Below are 15,600 nucleotides of genomic sequence, written 5' to 3'. Positions count from 1 at the left end.
GATCTGGCGATTGGCACGACACCTGTTGTCCAGCACGCCAAAGAGGCGGGCATCCCGTCGCTTTACTTTACCAACCTGATTTCTGCACGTCCGCTGATGGGCCCTGCAGGTGCCGGATCATTGGCGCAGGTCGTCAACGCGGCAATCGCGGGCAAGCAGAAGATGGACAAGATGCGCGACTTCTTTGAAGGCGTGGGCAGTGGCGACACCGCTGGTGTCTGGGAAGGCGCGCCAAACTTGCGCCCTGACTTCCGTGCGCAGCATCAGAAGAAGCTGGATAAAATGGCGCGTGCCGCCAAAGCGCAGGAGATGATCTAGTGGCGTATTTTGGAACAAAATCGCCATGGTGCGGGAAAGAGATTGGCGCAGCCAATCGCGGCCGCACTCCTTCGATGGAGGGCGCAACGTGTTAGTCACTGATCATGATCGCGCGGGTGGTTACTGGGGTGCAGTCTATGCATTCTGCGCCGTCAAAGGTTTGCAGGTGGTTATCGACGGGCCAGTGGGTTGTGAAAACCTGCCCGTGACATCCGTGTTGCACTATACAGACGGTCTGCCGCCGCATGAATTGCCGATTGTCGTGACCGGTCTGGGCGAGAGCGAGATGGGTGAGGGCACCGAGGACGCGATGAAGCGGGCCTGGAAAACCCTTGATCCGGCTTTGCCTGCCGTTGTTGTGACCGGGTCTATTGCCGAGATGATTGGCGGCGGCGTGACACCGCAGGGTACCAACATCCAACGCTTTTTGCCGCGCACCATTGATGAAGACCAATGGGAATGTGCCGACCGTGCGATGACGTGGATTTTCACCGAATTCGGCATGACCAAAGGCCGGATGCCGCCCGAGAAAAAGCGCGAAGAAGGTGCGAAACCGCGCGTGAATATCCTTGGGCCGATGTATGGCGCGTTCAACATGCCCTCTGATCTGGCCGAAATCCGGCGTCTGGTCGAAGGCATTGGTGCCGAGATCAATATGGTGATGCCGCTGGGCGCCCATGTGGCCGAGATGCGCAATCTGGTGAACGCCGATGTGAACGTGACCATGTACCGCGAATTCGGGCGGGGCCTTTGTGAAGTGCTGGGCAAGCCATACCTGCAAGCGCCGTTCGGGATTGATTCCACCACGAGATTCCTGCGCAAGCTGGGCGAATTGACAGGCCTCGACCCCGAGCCGTTCATTGAGCAAGAGAAGCACTCCACCATCAAACCGGTGTGGGATTTGTGGCGCTCGGTCACGCAGGATTTCTTTGCCACCGCTGAATTCGCAATCGTTGCGAATGAAACCTATGCCCGCGGCGTGCGCCATTTCCTTGAGGGTGATCTGGGTTTCCCATGCGCCTTTGCGGTGGCACGGACACGCGGAAAAAAGACCAACAACGACGAAGTGCGCGCCATGCTGCATAGCAAGCGCCCTTTAATCGTGATGGGGTCCATTAACGAGAAAATGTATCTGGCTGAAATGAAAGCAGGGCATGGACCTAGCCCTGTGTTTATCCCCGCCAGCTTCCCCGGTGCGGCGATCCGCCGTGCCACAGGTACGCCCTTTATGGGGTACGCGGGTGCGACTTATCTGCTGCAAGAGGTTTGCAACGGTCTGTTTGACGCGCTGTTCCACATCCTGCCTTTGGGCAGCGAAATGGATGCCACAGATGCCACGCTGACACCGCTGCGCCGCGATTTCCCCTGGGATGCCGACGCGCAGGCCAAGCTTGACGAGATCGTGGCGACCCACCCGATCCTGACCCGAATTTCTGCCGCAAAAACGCTGCGTGACGCAGCCGAGCGTGCAGCCCTCGACGCCGGCAATGACCGGGTCGTTCTTGAGACCGTCGAAACACTTCAATCCAGTTCTGGAGGACGCAAATGACCGATTTTACAACAGACATGCCCCACACCACACGGGCCCGGTCAGCGCCGCCAAAGCGCGAATACTATGCCTACTTCGGGCTGATCTTTCTGGCCACGTTGCCGCTGTGCATCCTGACATGGGTGTTGTCGGCCGCACGCCGGATGGAGCTGCCTGAAAAGGGGCCCTTCGCGAAGGCCTGGACACAGGCCCGCATTATTACGCCGCAGATCTTCAGCGCATGATCTGCAGGCAAACAGTTTTGCCCGGAAACGGGCATCCGATGTTCATCATTCCCCCCCGGGATGATGGATTGGGGCAGAGGAAGAGCTTCTGTCGTAACCCGGCCGCGGGGGGTGCGCGGCGTCAGTACTTAATTTTGGAGACAAAACATGGCTGACAAATCTGACCTTTCTTTCACAGGTCTCACTGACGAGCAGGCCCAGGAGCTGCACGCAGTTTACATGAGCGGGTTCACGATCTTCACGATCGTTGCCGTGGTTGCTCACGTACTGACGTACATCAAGCTTCCTTGGTTCAGCTGGTAGGAGAATTAGCAAATGGCACAGTTCTATAAGATCTGGTTGGTATTCGACCCACGCCGCGTTTTCGTGGCTCAGGGCGTATTCCTGTTCCTGCTTGCAGCAATGATTCACCTCGTTCTGCTGAGCAATGAAAGCACAAACTGGTTCCAGCTCGCCTTTGGCGGAATGTAATCAGCTTTGCTGAATAAATCACGCTACGGGCGGGCCGGTTCCGCCCGTAGCAAACACCGACATTGATGAGGATAGGGCGCACCGGAACGCGGATGCAGGGCCTGTCCAGAATGGAGATTGGAAGATGGCACAGCTCAGCTTCGAGAGAAAATACCGGGTCCGTGGCGGGACATTGGTAGGCGGTGATCTGTTCGACTTTTGGGTGGGGCCATTTTATGTTGGCTTCTTCGGGGTCACGACGTTCTTTTTCGCCGTCCTTGGGACAATATTGATATTTTACGGGGCCAGCCAAGGCCCCACTTGGAACCCGTGGTTGATTTCCATCGACCCGCCGCCGCTTGAATACGGTCTGGGTGCCGCTCCGTTGATGGAGGGCGGTCTTTGGCAGATCATCACGATCTGTGCCATTGGCGCTTTTGTCAGCTGGATGATGCGTGAGGTCGAGATCTGCCGCAAATTGGGCATTGGCTATCACGTGCCCTTTGCATTCGGTGTGGCGATCTTTGCCTATGTTACGCTTGTCGTGATCCGTCCGGTTCTGCTGGGTGCTTGGGGGCATGGTTTCCCATATGGCATCTTCAGTCACCTCGATTGGGTCAACAACGTGGGCTACGCCTACGGCAACTTTCACTACAACCCTGCCCATATGATCGCGATCACGTTCTTCTTTACCACGACACTGGCGCTTGCGCTGCACGGGTCGCTGGTCTTGTCGGCTGTGAACCCGCCAAAAGGTCAGGAAATCAAGTCACCTGATCATGAAGACACGTATTTCCGCGATCTGATCGGCTATTCGATCGGGCCATTGGGCATTCACCGCCTTGGCCTGTTTCTGGCGCTGAATGCGGGTTTCTGGTCTGCGATCTGTATCGTGATTTCCGGCACCATCTGGTTCGAGGAATGGATCGTCTGGTGGGACTGGTACTATGAGCTCCCTTGGTGGGTCGATCTGTAGGAGGATATGGAAAATGGCTGAATATCAAAACATCTTCACACAGGTTCAAGTACAGGGGCCGCCCGAAATGGGCCTCCCCGGACCTGACGGGACCGCGATTGATCGCGGAACCTCCACAGGGTTCTCCAAGCTTGCCGGTATCTTTGGCAACGCACAGTTGGGGCCTATCTACCTGGGCTCTTTCGGGGTCATCTCGCTTGCGACCGGGGCAATCTGGTTCATCATGGTGGGTTTGTCCTTCTGGGCGCAGGCTGATTATAACCCTGCGATCTTCTTGCGGGATCTGTTCTGGCTGTCACTGGATCCGCCCTCACCCGGGTACGGTCTGAGCATGCCACCCATGAATGACGGCGGTTACTTTATGATCGCGTCCTTCTTCTTGCTGATCTCGGTGCTGACATGGTGGGTACGTACCTACCTGCGCGCCGAAGCACTGGGCATGGGCAAGCACGTAGCATGGGCCTTCGCCTCTGCGATCTGGTTGTTCCTGGTGCTGGGTCTGTTCCGTCCGATCCTGATGGGCGACTGGTCCGAGATGGTCCCTTATGGCGTCTTCTCGCACCTTGACTGGACAAACCTGTTTTCGATTACATATGGCAACCTGTTCTACAATCCGTTCCACGCACTGAGCATTGTGTTCCTTTATGGTTCCGCCCTGCTGTTTGCGATGCACGGTGCGACGATCCTTGCCGTAAGCCGCTTTGGCGGTGAACGCGAGATCGAACAGATCGTGGACCGCGGTACCGCAACCGAGCGTGCCGCCCTCTTCTGGCGCTGGACCATGGGCTTTAACGCCACCATGGAAGGTATCCACCGCTGGGCGTGGTGGTTCGCAGTCCTGACAACGCTGACCGGCGGTATCGGGATCCTGTTGACCGGTACGGTTGTTGATAACTGGTTCGTCTGGGCGCAAGTCCACGGCTATGCGCCAGTAAACTAAGGAGAGAGATGATGAAAAACGATAACATCCTCGAAATGAGCGAAAAGAGCAGGCTCACCGCCGATATTACGCTCTTGATGCTCAAGGGGGCGGGTTACGCCGCGATCTTTGTTCTGGCGATCTGGTTTGTGATTGCAGCGATGGCCTTTATTGGCCGCATCCTTCCCGAGGAAAGCCGCGACACGCCTGACCCCATCAACCGGTCATCGCTGATGATCGAAATGGCCCCCGAGGTCGCACAAGTCTAGCGAGATCGGAGCAGGCGGCGCGCGACGCCCCGCCTGTTCCAGCGCCATCGGGCTACCCTCCCTGGCTGGCCCGATATTGGGGTTTCGACCCCAGTTCCCTTCCTGTTGGCTACAGGAGACTAGCGTCGCAATCGGGGAAACCCTTTTGCGGCGCTTTTTTATTTACCACAAAGGTGCCGTCATGACCATCCGTCCTCATACACCCTTCCTCGACAGCGTTTCCGGTCCTGCCGACATGCGCCGCATGAACGATACCGCTCTCGCCAATCTGGCCGATGACGTCCGCGCCGAGGTGATCTCGGCTGTGTCGGAAACGGGCGGACACCTGGGCTCGTCGCTGGGCGTTGTCGAATTGACCGTGGCGATCCACGCTGTCTTTGATACCCCGCGCGACAAGCTGATTTTTGATGTCGGACACCAGTGTTACCCGCATAAAGTGATCACTGGTCGCCGCGACCGGATCCGCACCCTGCGCCAAGAGGGCGGTTTGTCCGGTTTCACCAAACGCGCCGAGAGCGAATATGATCCTTTTGGTGCAGCGCATTCCAGCACCTCGATCTCTGCCGCACTCGGTTTCACAGTCGGGCGTGATATGGGCATGCCGACGGGCGATGCAATTGCCGTGATCGGTGACGGGTCGATCAGTGCGGGCATGGCCTATGAGGCGATGAATAACGCGGGCGCGGAGGGCCGCCGTTTGTTTGTGATTCTCAACGATAACGAGATGTCCATTGCCCCGCCTGTGGGTGCGATGTCGAAATACCTGTCCGGTCTTTATGCCTCGCCCATGGGTGAATTGCACAAGATGGCTGAAGGGTTCGAGGCCGCTTTGCCCGGCCCGCTGCGCGACCACGCCCGCCGTGCGCGCCATCTGGTCACAGGGATGCAGACCGGTGGGTCCGGGACCTTGTTTGAAGAGCTGGGCTTTTCCTACGTTGGTCCGATTGACGGCCATGATATGCGCCAACTTCTGCCGGTCCTGCGCGCCGCGCGCACCCGGGCAACAGGGCCTGTGCTGATCCATGTCTGTACCAAGAAAGGCAAAGGCTATGCCCCCGCCGAAACCAGTGCCGATCGCGGGCACGGTGTGTCGAAATTCGATGTTGTCAGTGGCGCGCAGGCGAAATCCCGCCCCAACGCGCCAAGCTATACCAAGGTTTTCGGCACAGCGCTGGCGACCGAAGCACAGATGGATCCTGCGATTGTCGCAGTGACGGCTGCGATGCCCTCGGGGACAGGCGTTGATATCATGGGCGCACGGTTCAAGAACCGCGTGTTTGATGTGGGGATCGCAGAACAACACGGTGTCACTTTTGCTGCCGGTATGGCGGCAAGCGGGCTGAAACCCTTCTGCGCGATCTATTCCACATTCCTCCAGCGTGGCTATGATCAGGTGGTCCATGATGTGGCCTTGCAAAACCTGCCTGTCCGCTTTGCGATTGACCGTGCAGGATTGGTGGGTGCCGATGGGCCGACCCATGCGGGGGCCTTCGATATCGGGTTCATGGCCGCATTGCCGAATATGGTGGTGATGGCGGCCGGTGACGAGGTGGAATTGATGCATATGGTGCGCACTGCCGCCGCCTATGATGAGGGTCCGATTGCATTCCGCTATCCGCGCGGCGAAGGCGTTGGGCTTGAATTGCCCGAACGCGGCGAGCTGATCGAGATCGGCAAGGGGCGTATCGTGCAGGAAGGGTCTGACGTAGCGATCCTGTGCTTTGGCGCGCATCTGGCCGAATGTCAGAAGGCCGCCGAGAAGCTGGCTGCACAAGGTGTATCGGCGACGATTGCTGATGCGCGTTTTGCCAAGCCGCTGGACCATGCGCTGATCCGGCAACTCTTGCGTAATCACAAGGCGCTGATCACGGTCGAGCAGGGCGCAAAGGGTGGCTTTGGTGCCATGGTCCTGCATGATCTGGCCAATGACGGTTTGCTGGACGGGCGCTGTCAGGTGCGGACAATGACGCTGCCGGACCGCTACATTGATCACGCTGCACCTGATGCGATGTATGCCGATGCAGGGCTGACAGCGGTGGATATCGCGGCAACCGCGTTGCAGGCTGCAGGGATTGAGGTCAAACGTCAGGGTGTGACTGTCTGAGAGGGCGGGTGCCTCCGGCGGGGATATTTTTGGGCTAGTAATAACAGGAGCTAGAGTGCGTCCGTCTGGAAAAGCCAGACCTTGAGGCCGCCGTGCGGGATCGCGGGGCCTTTGGGTTTGAAGGGCAGGCCCGATGCTTTGGCGAGGCCTGCTTCGCTTGTGACCATGCCGACACGCCAGCCCGTGAATTCGCGCTTGAGCGCATCGCCGAGGCCTGCATAGACACCGTAGAGCATGTTCTGGTTGCCGATCCGCCCACCGTAGGGCGGGTTGCAGATGATCAGACCCGGTGGGCCTTCGGGGCGTTTGATGTCGGTGGCGGAGAGGTTTTGGAAGGTGATGTGGTTGGCGACGCCTGCGCGTTCGGCGTTGGCCGTGGCCATGCGGATGGCGCCTGCGTCACGGTCGCTGCCATAGAAGTGTTGTGCGGGTGCGCGTGTTTCACCCACCCTACGCCAGCTATCGTCTTTGTAGGTTGCGAGTTGCTGGAACGCGAAATCGCGGGTCCGGCCGGGGAAGAGGCCACAGGCGATTTCAGCGGCTTCGATCACGAAAGTGCCTGAGCCGCACATCGGGTCGAGCACCGGTTCGCGGCTGTCATAGCCGCAGTCGCGCAGCATCAGGGCGGCCAGTGTCTCGCGCATGGGGGCTTTGCCCACCGCCTCTTTATGGCCGCGCTTGTGGAGGCTCTCGCCAGAGGTATCGACGCTGATTGTCACGCGGTTGTCGTCGATGCGGACCTTGAGTGCTACGGGCGCGTCTGCCGCGATTGTCATGCCGTGGCTCTCTTTCAGTGCGGTCTCGATCCGCTGGGTTGCGGCACCCGCATGGTAGATCTTTGATTTCTTCGAGGTGCTGACCTCGACCCGTACAGGTACGTCCTGACGCAGCACGTCACCCCATGGATATTTCCGCGCCCGTTTATCGAGTTGGGCAAGATGGAACGCCATAAAGCTGCCCACGCGCGCCAAGATCCGCGTGGCCCCGCGCATGACAAGGTTGGCGCGCCAGACGTCCTCCCATGTGCCAGTGATCGTGATGCCGCCTGCGGTGATTTGCGCGTCGGAAAAGCCGTTCTCCAGCGCCTCTGCGTGGAGGGCCTGTTCAAAACCGGGGGTGCAGACCATGAAGATTTCAAAGGGTGTTGTCATGGCCTGTGCATACTGGGCTTTGCTGTGGTGATGCAAATGCCAATCGGTCCTGTCCCTAGAACCGCGATGCGACCCCGAAAAGGATCTGCGCTGCTGATGTCGTGTTTTCCTCGGCGGTTGAGTCTACACGGGAGCCCGAGACCGTCACGCTGGGGGAGAAACCAAAGTAGCTATAGTCCTCGAACAACGCAGTTGCCGAAGCCAGGTAAAAGCGGTCTTCCCGGCCGTCGAGTGTGGTTGTGAATTCCTCGAACGTGCGAAACCCGATGTTGAGGGACGTAGAGAATTTTGCACCGAAAACGGGCTCGGCCAGCAGATAGCCGATGCCGATCTGGTATTCGTCGAAAGAGGTCTCCGGTCCTGCCGCGTTGCGCTGTGATATCAGGCTAAGTTGCAACTGGTCGCGGTTTGCCAGCATCCGGTCATAGGCGATGGTAAGGTCGTAGATGTTTGCATCGTATAACGTCGGGGTGCGAGCGTCCTGCCAGCGCCGGAGCGCGCGAAGCCGAAGGCGGCTCGTTTTGCCAAGGGGAACGGTCTGTTCGAGGCTGAGGTCGTGAAAGTCGAGCAGCCTTTCGCCGCCCTCCCAATAGGTCCCGACGGCCGCCCCGAGGCTGAGCGGACCCAGCGGGCTGATGTTGTTTTGCTGTCGTGTGATGCCCACACTGGCCGTCACGGTCGCGAAATCGCGACCATCAATTGCCTGCACTTCGGGATCGGGAGAGTCAGCAAGCAGTGCCTTTGCTTCGTCTGACAACAGATAGGTATCGCCCGCAAGCGTTGCGTTAAGTGTGGTGGCCTGGTTTGCGGTCTCTGAAATCCGGTAGCGCAGGTCGGTGCTGGCAGAAAAGCCGATACCGGAAAGCGCGCGGCGGTCTTCGGGCAGAACGAAGGTCAGGTCGATCCCTTCCAGCCGCAGGACGCCATCTTCGGATCCGTTGTTGATGTTGTCGGTGGGCGCAATTGCGGCGGTGACCGCGATAGAGAACGGATTGGTTTCAACCGCAGTGGCATAAGCGTTTGCGATAAACCGCAGATCGGCTTCGGTGGATGCGTGATTGGCCGCGCGTCGCAACCAGAATGCAGAGCGGGTGTAGTGACCGGCCTGAAAATATGCGCCGGCCACAAGGCGCGCAGTTTCAAAGCGGGTGTCTTGGCTTGTCGCGGCGGCATAGGCCCTTGCGCCAGACGCTGCGGCGCTTTGTGGGTCATTCAGGTCTGACTGGGCAAGCGCCAACAGGTAGAGGGCTGCAAAGTTGTCCGGATTTGCACGCAGTATTTCATGTGCAAGGCGCAGGGTTTCGGCGGGCGTGCCTGCGACAAGCGCGGCTTCTGCCTGCTCTTGCAGCGTGCGCATTGACTGGGCGTAGGCTGGCGTTGTCGCGATTGCCATCGCGCAGAGGAGTGCTGTGATCCGCATATTGGCCGCGCCTCGTGGCTGGAGTGCAATTCCGTTTGTGACGATCTCTCTTTTCATGCGCCATCGCGCGGATAATGTCAGCCCGCCTTGCGGCCCTGCAAGGCTTGGCTTTAATTTTGCCACATTTGCATCCCAATTTCGGCGGCTTTCCCCTTTAATTTCTCCAAAGCGAGCGATTTTATGCTTATACAGCAATGCTTTGCAGGTTTTTATTGAGTGGAAAGCGGGTGGTGACATAGCTGTTTTTTGAAACAAGATTTGGACGAGATTGATGAAAAAAGCCTTTGCGATAGCCGCGTTGTGCCTTGCAACAGCATGTGGTGGTGCTGGTGGGAGCACGACAAGTCTGAGTACAAGTTCAAGCAGCGGTTCAGCGCCCATCCCGATCGCGGACTTGCCGCAAGTTGCCGTTTCCGCAGCCCCCAGCCAGACATTTTCAAGTATGCTCAACGGCGTGCGGTCAGGGGCAGGTGCAGGGGCGCTGACCTATGATAGCCGCCTTGGTGTGGCGGCGAACCGGCATGCAAATGACATGGCCGCCAATAATTTTTTCTCCCACACGGGGAGTGACGGATCAACCGTCGGACAACGCGTCACCGATGCAGGCTATCAGTGGAACCGTGTCGGCGAGAATATCGCGCGCGGTCAGGTTGATGAGCAGGCTGTGCTGGATGCATGGATGAATTCTTCCGGGCATAGAGCAAATAATCTCGACCCACGGTTCGAGGACTTCGCACTTGCGAAAGCAGACAGCGCGCGAGGGCCCTATTGGGTGCTCGTTCTCGCACGTGAGCGGTAGTCTTTCCGTAGCTATCTGACGATAATCCGTGATGCCGATGGTTCCGGTTTCGGCTTGGGCTTTGTGATGCCTTCAAGGGCCCTGAAGGGTTTGCGCACCGCTTCGGTCAATCCTGGCCGCGTGGGGGCGGCCATTTGTTTGCTGACCTCGACGATCAACACGCCTCCTGCGGCGACAACCGGTATATTATGCCCGACTCTTTCAAGAAAACCGGCTGATTTGCGCCAGAGCTTGCTTGCCGAGGGGGGCTGGTAGAGCGCGGACATGGTGCGTTCGGTCACAAATTGGTGCCGCCGTAGCTGGGCCTCTAGCTGGCTGAGTGAATAGGGGCGCCCATAGCCAAAGGGCGTGGCATCCGAGCGCGACCAAAGGCCTGCGCGGTTCGGCACAATAAAGACCGCCCGACCGCCCGGACCAAGGACGCGCCATGCCTCATCCAGAAGCAATGAGGGCTGTTCGGTGGTTTCCAGCCCGTGCAGCATCACAAGCTTGTCGACATGGCCAGTCTCGATTGGCCAGGAGGTATCTTCACACAGCACGCTGACGTTGTTGCCGTCGGGTGGCCATGGCATCACACCTTGCGGCCCTGGCATCAGTCCGATTACCCGCCGTGCATCTTTCAGGAAGGGCCGCAGCAAGGGCACCGCAAAACCGAAGCCCACAACCATCTGCCCCTTGGCCTCGGGCCAAAGCGTGCAGAGTTCGTCGCGGATCACTTTTTGCGCCGCACGTCCTAACGCGCTGCGGTAATAAAAGTTACGCAAATCCAGAACGTCGAGATGCATTGCGGTTTGCGGCTCCTTGGGCAAAGCTATGGGGGTAGCATATCAAGAGAAAGGCACATTGCCATGACAAAGACAGCAGGGGTTGAATTGGTTGTGGTGCCATGCCGGACAGATAACTATGCTTTTTTGGTGCATAACCACGACACAGGCGAGACCGCCCTGATTGATGCGCCAGAGGCAGCGCCGATTGCAGCCGCACTTGCCGCACGAGGGTGGCGCCTGAGTGATATTTTGATCACCCATCACCACAATGATCATATTGATGGCGTTGACGCGCTGCGCGAAGGTGCGCGCGTGATGGGGGCCAAGGCTGATGCCCATCGCCTGCCGGACCTTGATCAGGCCGTCGAGGATGGCGATATCGTGACGGTCTGCGGGCAGGCGACCCACATCATGGATGTCTCGGGCCATACAATTGGTCATATCGCCTTTCATATGCCCGATGCGGGGCTGGTCTTTACCGCCGATAGCCTGATGGCGCTGGGTTGTGGCCGCCTGTTCGAAGGAACGCCCGCGCAGATGTGGGACAGCATGCAAAAACTGCGCGCGCTGCCCGATGATACGCTGGTCTGTTCCGGCCATGAGTACACGAGCGCCAATGCGCGTTTTGCGATGTCCCTTGACCCGGAGAATTCCGACCTTATCTTTCGTATCAAAGGGATCGAAGCGGCGCGCGCCGCTGGCAAACCAACTGTCCCGTCAACGCTGACCGAAGAGAAGCGCACGAACCCGTTTTTGCGCGCTGATGTTCCCGAATTCAAAGCCGCCCTTGGCATGAACGACGCGTCTGATCTGGATGTGTTTACCTTTGCACGGGCGCAAAAAGACAAGTTTTAACCATCCTGCTGCAAGCGCGTGGTGAAAAGCAGGTCAAAAACCAAGCATCACACGAATTGTGATGCCAAAAGCGAAAAAAGTCCTTGAAGGTTGGCAAATAAAACCAAACCTTAAGGGTAAGAGGCCACGGTTGGTTCGCGCCAACCCCCGATATGAAGGAGCACAAGCCGTGCCATCATTTTCGACCACACTCGAGCAGTCCATTCATGGCGCACTTGCGCTGGCCAATGAACACAAGCACGAACTCGCCACGCTGGAACACCTGCTTCTGGCGTTGATTGACGAACCTGACGCGGCGCGCGTGATGCGTGCGTGCTCGGTCAATCTTGATGAGCTGCGCAAGGATCTGGAAGGGTTTATCGAGGATGATCTTTCAACCCTGGTCACAGATGTAGAAGGCTCCGAGGCTGTACCGACTGCGGCGTTCCAGCGGGTTATTCAACGTGCGGCAATCCATGTGCAATCATCCGGCCGCAGCGAAGTGACCGGCGCCAACGTGCTGGTCGCGATCTTTGCCGAACGCGAAAGCAATGCCGCCTACTTCCTGCAGGAACAGGATATGACGCGCTATGACGCGGTGAACTTTATCGCCCATGGCGTGGCCAAAGACCCCGCTTTTGGTGAATCGCGCCCTGTCACAGGCTCTGCCGATGAAAGCGAAACAATCGCGCCGGGCGAAGGCGACGAAAAAGAAAGCGCGTTGTCCAAATACTGCGTCGATCTGAACGCTAAAGCGACCAAGGGCGATGTTGATCCCCTGATCGGCCGCGCGCATGAGGTTGAACGCTGCATTCAGGTGCTGTGCCGCCGTCGCAAGAACAACCCGCTTTTGGTGGGTGATCCCGGCGTGGGCAAAACGGCCATTGCCGAAGGTCTGGCGTTCAAGATCGTGAACGGCGAAACACCCGAAGTGCTGTCGAAGGCGACCATCTATTCGCTCGATATGGGCGCGTTGCTGGCCGGTACCCGTTATCGCGGTGATTTTGAGGAACGCCTGAAAGCTGTGATGACAGAGATGGAAGACCACAAGGATGCGGTGCTTTTCATTGATGAAATCCACACAGTGATTGGTGCCGGTGCCACATCTGGCGGCGCAATGGATGCGTCCAACCTGCTGAAACCTGCGTTGCAGGGCGGCAAATTGCGCTGCATGGGATCAACGACCTACAAGGAATTCCGCCAGCACTTTGAAAAGGACCGCGCACTTGCCCGCCGGTTCCAGAAGATTGACGTGACAGAGCCTTCGGTCCCTGATGCGATCAAGATTTTGCAGGGTCTGAAGCCTTATTTCGAAGAGCATCACCACATCAAATACACCGCCGACGCGATCAAGACTGCGGTGGAACTTTCTGCGCGTTATATCAATGACCGCAAATTGCCCGACAAGGCGATTGACGTGATCGACGAAGCGGGTGCCGCCCAGCATCTGGTTGCGGAATCCAAGCGTCGCAAGACAATTGGCGCCAAAGAAATCGAGGATGTCGTGGCCAAGATTGCACGCATTCCGCCCAAGAACGTCTCAAAGGACGATGCAGAGGTGCTCAAGGACCTTGAGAAATCTCTGAAGCGTGTTGTCTTTGGTCAGGATCAGGCGATCGAGGCCCTGTCTTCCGCCATCAAACTGGCGCGCGCAGGTCTGCGTGAACCTGAAAAGCCGATTGGCAACTACCTTTTTGCCGGTCCAACCGGTGTTGGTAAAACCGAAGTCGCCAAGCAACTGGCGGATACGTTGGGTGTTGAGCTGATGCGCTTTGACATGTCCGAGTACATGGAAAAACACGCGGTTTCGCGCTTGATCGGGGCGCCTCCCGGCTATGTCGGTTTTGATCAGGGTGGTATGCTGACCGACGGTGTCGATCAGAACCCGCACTGTGTGCTGCTGCTGGACGAGATGGAAAAGGCGCATCCTGACGTCTACAACATCCTGTTGCAGGTCATGGACCATGGGAAATTGACCGACCACAACGGCCGGACAACCGATTTCCGCAACGTGATCATCATCATGACCTCGAACGCAGGTGCGGCCGAGATGTCGAAGAATGCTCTGGGCTTTGGCCGTGAAGCGCGGACCGGTGAAGATACCGCCGCGATCGAGCGGACCTTTACGCCGGAATTCCGCAACCGTCTGGATGCGATCATCAGCTTCGGCGCACTGCCGAAAGAAGTGATCATGCAGGTGGTCGAGAAGTTCGTACTGCAGCTTGAGGCGCAACTGATCGACCGTAACGTGCATATCGAACTGACCAAAGCCGCCGCCGAGTGGTTGGCCGACAAGGGTTATGATGAGAAGATGGGTGCGCGCCCCTTGGGTCGCGTCATTCAGGAGCACATCAAAAAGCCGCTGGCCGAAGAACTGCTCTTTGGCAAGCTGGTCAAGGGCGGTGTCGTCAAGGTTGGCGTCAAGAAAGGCGCGTTGGATCTGACCTTTGAAGAACCGACGCAGGGCCGGATCACGGGTGGCAGTAAGAAACCGCCGCTTCTGACGGCAGACTAAACATCAGCTGCATTGAAAATCACCCGCTGCGCAAACTGTGCGGCGGGTTTTTTCATGGCTTCTCGTGGTGTTTTGATAACTTGCGCAGGGCTGGCACCGCATAAGGCACTGTGGCTTGATAGCGCGCGAACCTTTCGCCATAGCGCTGGGCAAATCGCCGTTCCTTTAACACGGGTGCGGCAAGGCAGTATGCGGTCAGACTGATCGCAAGGGCCAACTGGTCAGGGGTCCAGACGGGAACTGCCCAAAGCGTCAGGGCAAAGGCCACATAGATGGGCTGCCGGATGATCCGGAACAGACCCGTAACAGGCATGTCAGGGAAGACGGGTTTGATATTTTGCGCCAAAGACATCCACCCCAAGGCACCTGATTGCACCTCGGCCCCTGCGTCATAGCTGGCTTTGATCAGCAGCAGCCAGGCCGTGGCATAGCAGGTGCAGATCACATAGAACGCGGTCCCTTCGGCGCGCCACCAGACAATGCCGCTGGGTGTCCAAAGCGCAAAGAGTGCCAATAGCTGAACGGAAGCGACAATCGCATAGGTCGTTGTTGAGAGCGTGCCGCTATAGGCAGCGGGGGCGAGACAGCCAAGCAACCGCCGCCCCCGCGCGCTGAGCAGTAAGGAGTGCATCAGCGGGAACTGCAGGATCAAAAGCGCGTTGGCCAAAATCGCCCAATTGCCCGGCACACGGCCCAGACTTTCGCTCATCCCAAAAAACATGGCCACAATCATTGCGATCACGGCAGCGGCAAAGATCACGTGGCAAATTGCACCATAAAGAAACGCCACCGCGATCCTTCTGCGGCCAGCAGGCGGGCGCAAAACGCCCAGACAAAGGGTGAGCAGGCGCTTGAAGGGAGAGGGGGTGTTCTGGTCCATATGCCCCAGATAGGACGGGCGTGGCGGAAGGCGACTGTTGAGGGTCATTGGCCGCAGCTTGCTTTCATGCGCGGCCCCGCTAGGTGGCAGTGCATGACGAAGAAACCTGAACTCGCCCCCGAACACATCAGCGAAGTGATCCAGATGGCGCTTTCGGATCATGTCAGCTTTGCAGATATTCACCGCGAATACGGGATTGGCGAAAAAGACGTCAAAGCCCTGATGCGTGACACCCTGAAAACCGGCAGTTACCGCGCGTGGCGCAAACGTGTCCGCGATTTTTTGGACAGGCGGGCGCATTATAAATAGCTGGCAATGTGGCGCGGCGCGCCTACTTCATGCGCATGAGTGAGAAACACCCCAATGTGCGCGCGCTTGCCGTGCCCTCTGGCCGCATGTCGCGGTTTGGCCGTTTGAGTGCCATG

Annotated in this window: 16 protein-coding genes and 1 pseudogene; 13 read left to right on the top strand and 4 right to left on the bottom strand. The window is 58.1% G+C overall.

The window, feature by feature from the left end; genetic code table 11:
* The 9 genes and pseudogenes from VGP75_RS18855 to dxs form a co-directional block, all read left to right on the top strand.
* Positions 1–318, top strand: a pseudogene (locus VGP75_RS18855) (chlorophyllide a reductase subunit Y); the annotation flags it as partial.
* Between the two features lie 88 nt (positions 319–406).
* Positions 407–1,867, top strand: coding sequence for a chlorophyllide a reductase subunit Z (gene bchZ / locus VGP75_RS18850; protein ID WP_327545121.1), 1,461 nt, complete (start codon positions 407–409; stop codon positions 1,865–1,867).
* Complete coding sequence (pufQ, locus tag VGP75_RS18845) at positions 1,864–2,091, top strand: cytochrome PufQ (protein ID WP_076660558.1); 228 nt, start codon at positions 1,864–1,866, stop codon at positions 2,089–2,091. The genes bchZ and pufQ overlap by 4 nt, the downstream gene beginning before the upstream one ends.
* Before the next feature lie 147 nt (positions 2,092–2,238).
* Positions 2,239–2,394, top strand: coding sequence for a light-harvesting antenna LH1, beta subunit (gene pufB, locus VGP75_RS18840; protein ID WP_008231906.1), 156 nt, complete (start codon positions 2,239–2,241; stop codon positions 2,392–2,394).
* A 12-nt stretch (positions 2,395–2,406) separates the two neighbouring features.
* Entirely contained in the window at positions 2,407–2,562 is a 156-nt protein-coding gene (gene pufA / locus VGP75_RS18835) for a light-harvesting antenna LH1, alpha subunit (protein ID WP_019954421.1), read from the top strand.
* A 124-nt stretch (positions 2,563–2,686) separates the two neighbouring features.
* Positions 2,687–3,517 carry a photosynthetic reaction center subunit L gene (gene pufL, locus VGP75_RS18830; protein WP_327545120.1) on the top strand — a complete coding sequence of 277 codons (831 nt, stop codon included), beginning with the start codon at positions 2,687–2,689 and terminating at the stop codon, positions 3,515–3,517.
* Between the two features lie 13 nt (positions 3,518–3,530).
* On the top strand, positions 3,531–4,457 hold the full coding sequence (gene pufM / locus VGP75_RS18825; protein WP_327545119.1) for a photosynthetic reaction center subunit M: 927 nt from the start codon (positions 3,531–3,533) through the stop codon (positions 4,455–4,457).
* Positions 4,458–4,468: 11 nt separating this feature from the next.
* On the top strand, positions 4,469–4,705 hold the full coding sequence (gene pufX / locus VGP75_RS18820; protein ID WP_327545118.1) for an RC-LH1 core complex protein PufX: 237 nt from the start codon (positions 4,469–4,471) through the stop codon (positions 4,703–4,705).
* A 181-nt stretch (positions 4,706–4,886) separates the two neighbouring features.
* Positions 4,887–6,809, top strand: coding sequence for a 1-deoxy-D-xylulose-5-phosphate synthase (dxs, locus tag VGP75_RS18815; RefSeq protein ID WP_327545117.1), 1,923 nt, complete (start codon positions 4,887–4,889; stop codon positions 6,807–6,809).
* A 50-nt stretch (positions 6,810–6,859) separates the two neighbouring features.
* Here dxs and VGP75_RS18810 read toward each other — a convergent pair whose 3' ends face one another.
* Both VGP75_RS18810 and VGP75_RS18805 read right to left on the bottom strand, forming a co-directional pair.
* A complete protein-coding gene (locus VGP75_RS18810; RefSeq protein WP_327545116.1) occupies positions 6,860–7,960 on the bottom strand; it encodes a THUMP domain-containing class I SAM-dependent RNA methyltransferase in 1,101 nt (366 codons plus the stop codon).
* 55 nt (positions 7,961–8,015) lie between these two features.
* A complete protein-coding gene (locus VGP75_RS18805; RefSeq protein ID WP_327545115.1) occupies positions 8,016–9,503 on the bottom strand; it encodes a hypothetical protein in 1,488 nt (495 codons plus the stop codon).
* A gap of 148 nt (positions 9,504–9,651) precedes the next feature.
* Here VGP75_RS18805 and VGP75_RS18800 point away from each other — a divergent pair, with 148 nt between their 5' ends.
* Positions 9,652–10,179 carry a CAP domain-containing protein gene (locus VGP75_RS18800; protein WP_327545114.1) on the top strand — a complete coding sequence of 176 codons (528 nt, stop codon included), beginning with the start codon at positions 9,652–9,654 and terminating at the stop codon, positions 10,177–10,179.
* 11 nt (positions 10,180–10,190) lie between these two features.
* Here the strand turns inward: VGP75_RS18800 and VGP75_RS18795 are convergent, their stop codons facing one another.
* Positions 10,191–10,964: a class I SAM-dependent methyltransferase gene (locus tag VGP75_RS18795; RefSeq protein ID WP_327545113.1), complete on the bottom strand. Its 774-nt coding sequence runs from the start codon at positions 10,962–10,964 to the stop codon at positions 10,191–10,193.
* Positions 10,965–11,027: 63 nt separating this feature from the next.
* Between VGP75_RS18795 and gloB the strand changes: the two genes are divergently transcribed.
* Complete coding sequence (gene gloB / locus VGP75_RS18790) at positions 11,028–11,801, top strand: hydroxyacylglutathione hydrolase (RefSeq protein WP_327545112.1); 774 nt, start codon at positions 11,028–11,030, stop codon at positions 11,799–11,801.
* A gap of 169 nt (positions 11,802–11,970) precedes the next feature.
* On the top strand, positions 11,971–14,295 hold the full coding sequence (clpA, locus tag VGP75_RS18785) for an ATP-dependent Clp protease ATP-binding subunit ClpA (protein WP_327545111.1): 2,325 nt from the start codon (positions 11,971–11,973) through the stop codon (positions 14,293–14,295).
* Between the two features lie 52 nt (positions 14,296–14,347).
* Here the strand turns inward: clpA and VGP75_RS18780 are convergent, their stop codons facing one another.
* A complete protein-coding gene (locus VGP75_RS18780; protein ID WP_327545122.1) occupies positions 14,348–15,175 on the bottom strand; it encodes an isoprenylcysteine carboxylmethyltransferase family protein in 828 nt (275 codons plus the stop codon).
* 93 nt (positions 15,176–15,268) lie between these two features.
* On the opposite strand from VGP75_RS18780, the gene VGP75_RS18775 reads away from it, so the two are divergent.
* Positions 15,269–15,484, top strand: a complete 216-nt coding sequence (locus tag VGP75_RS18775) for a DUF2805 domain-containing protein (protein WP_327545110.1) — start codon at positions 15,269–15,271, stop codon at positions 15,482–15,484.
* Positions 15,485–15,600 lie beyond the last annotated feature (116 nt).

Origin of the sequence: Yoonia sp., assembly GCF_036007805.1 — a bacterium.
GTDB lineage: Bacteria > Pseudomonadota > Alphaproteobacteria > Rhodobacterales > Rhodobacteraceae > Yoonia.
Note: the sequence above shows the minus strand (reverse complement) of the source record. Positions and strands in the feature narration are given on the sequence as shown.

Bases quoted from the DNA above. Each gene is read 5' to 3' on its own strand.
- pufA (WP_019954421.1), top strand. From the start codon at position 2,407: ATGGCACAGTTCTATAAGATCTGGTTGGTATTCGACCCACGCCGCGTT.
- pufL (WP_327545120.1), top strand. From the start codon at position 2,687: ATGGCACAGCTCAGCTTCGAGAGAAAATACCGGGTCCGTGGCGGGACA.
- pufQ (WP_076660558.1), top strand. From the start codon at position 1,864: ATGACCGATTTTACAACAGACATGCCCCACACCACACGGGCCCGGTCA.
- gloB (WP_327545112.1), top strand. From the start codon at position 11,028: ATGACAAAGACAGCAGGGGTTGAATTGGTTGTGGTGCCATGCCGGACA.
- dxs (WP_327545117.1), top strand. From the start codon at position 4,887: ATGACCATCCGTCCTCATACACCCTTCCTCGACAGCGTTTCCGGTCCT.
- pufB (WP_008231906.1), top strand. From the start codon at position 2,239: ATGGCTGACAAATCTGACCTTTCTTTCACAGGTCTCACTGACGAGCAG.
- VGP75_RS18810 (WP_327545116.1), bottom strand. From the start codon at position 7,960: ATGACAACACCCTTTGAAATCTTCATGGTCTGCACCCCCGGTTTTGAA.
- pufM (WP_327545119.1), top strand. From the start codon at position 3,531: ATGGCTGAATATCAAAACATCTTCACACAGGTTCAAGTACAGGGGCCG.
- VGP75_RS18800 (WP_327545114.1), top strand. From the start codon at position 9,652: ATGAAAAAAGCCTTTGCGATAGCCGCGTTGTGCCTTGCAACAGCATGT.
- VGP75_RS18775 (WP_327545110.1), top strand. From the start codon at position 15,269: ATGACGAAGAAACCTGAACTCGCCCCCGAACACATCAGCGAAGTGATC.
- VGP75_RS18780 (WP_327545122.1), bottom strand. From the start codon at position 15,175: ATGGACCAGAACACCCCCTCTCCCTTCAAGCGCCTGCTCACCCTTTGT.
- VGP75_RS18795 (WP_327545113.1), bottom strand. From the start codon at position 10,964: ATGCATCTCGACGTTCTGGATTTGCGTAACTTTTATTACCGCAGCGCG.
- pufX (WP_327545118.1), top strand. From the start codon at position 4,469: ATGAAAAACGATAACATCCTCGAAATGAGCGAAAAGAGCAGGCTCACC.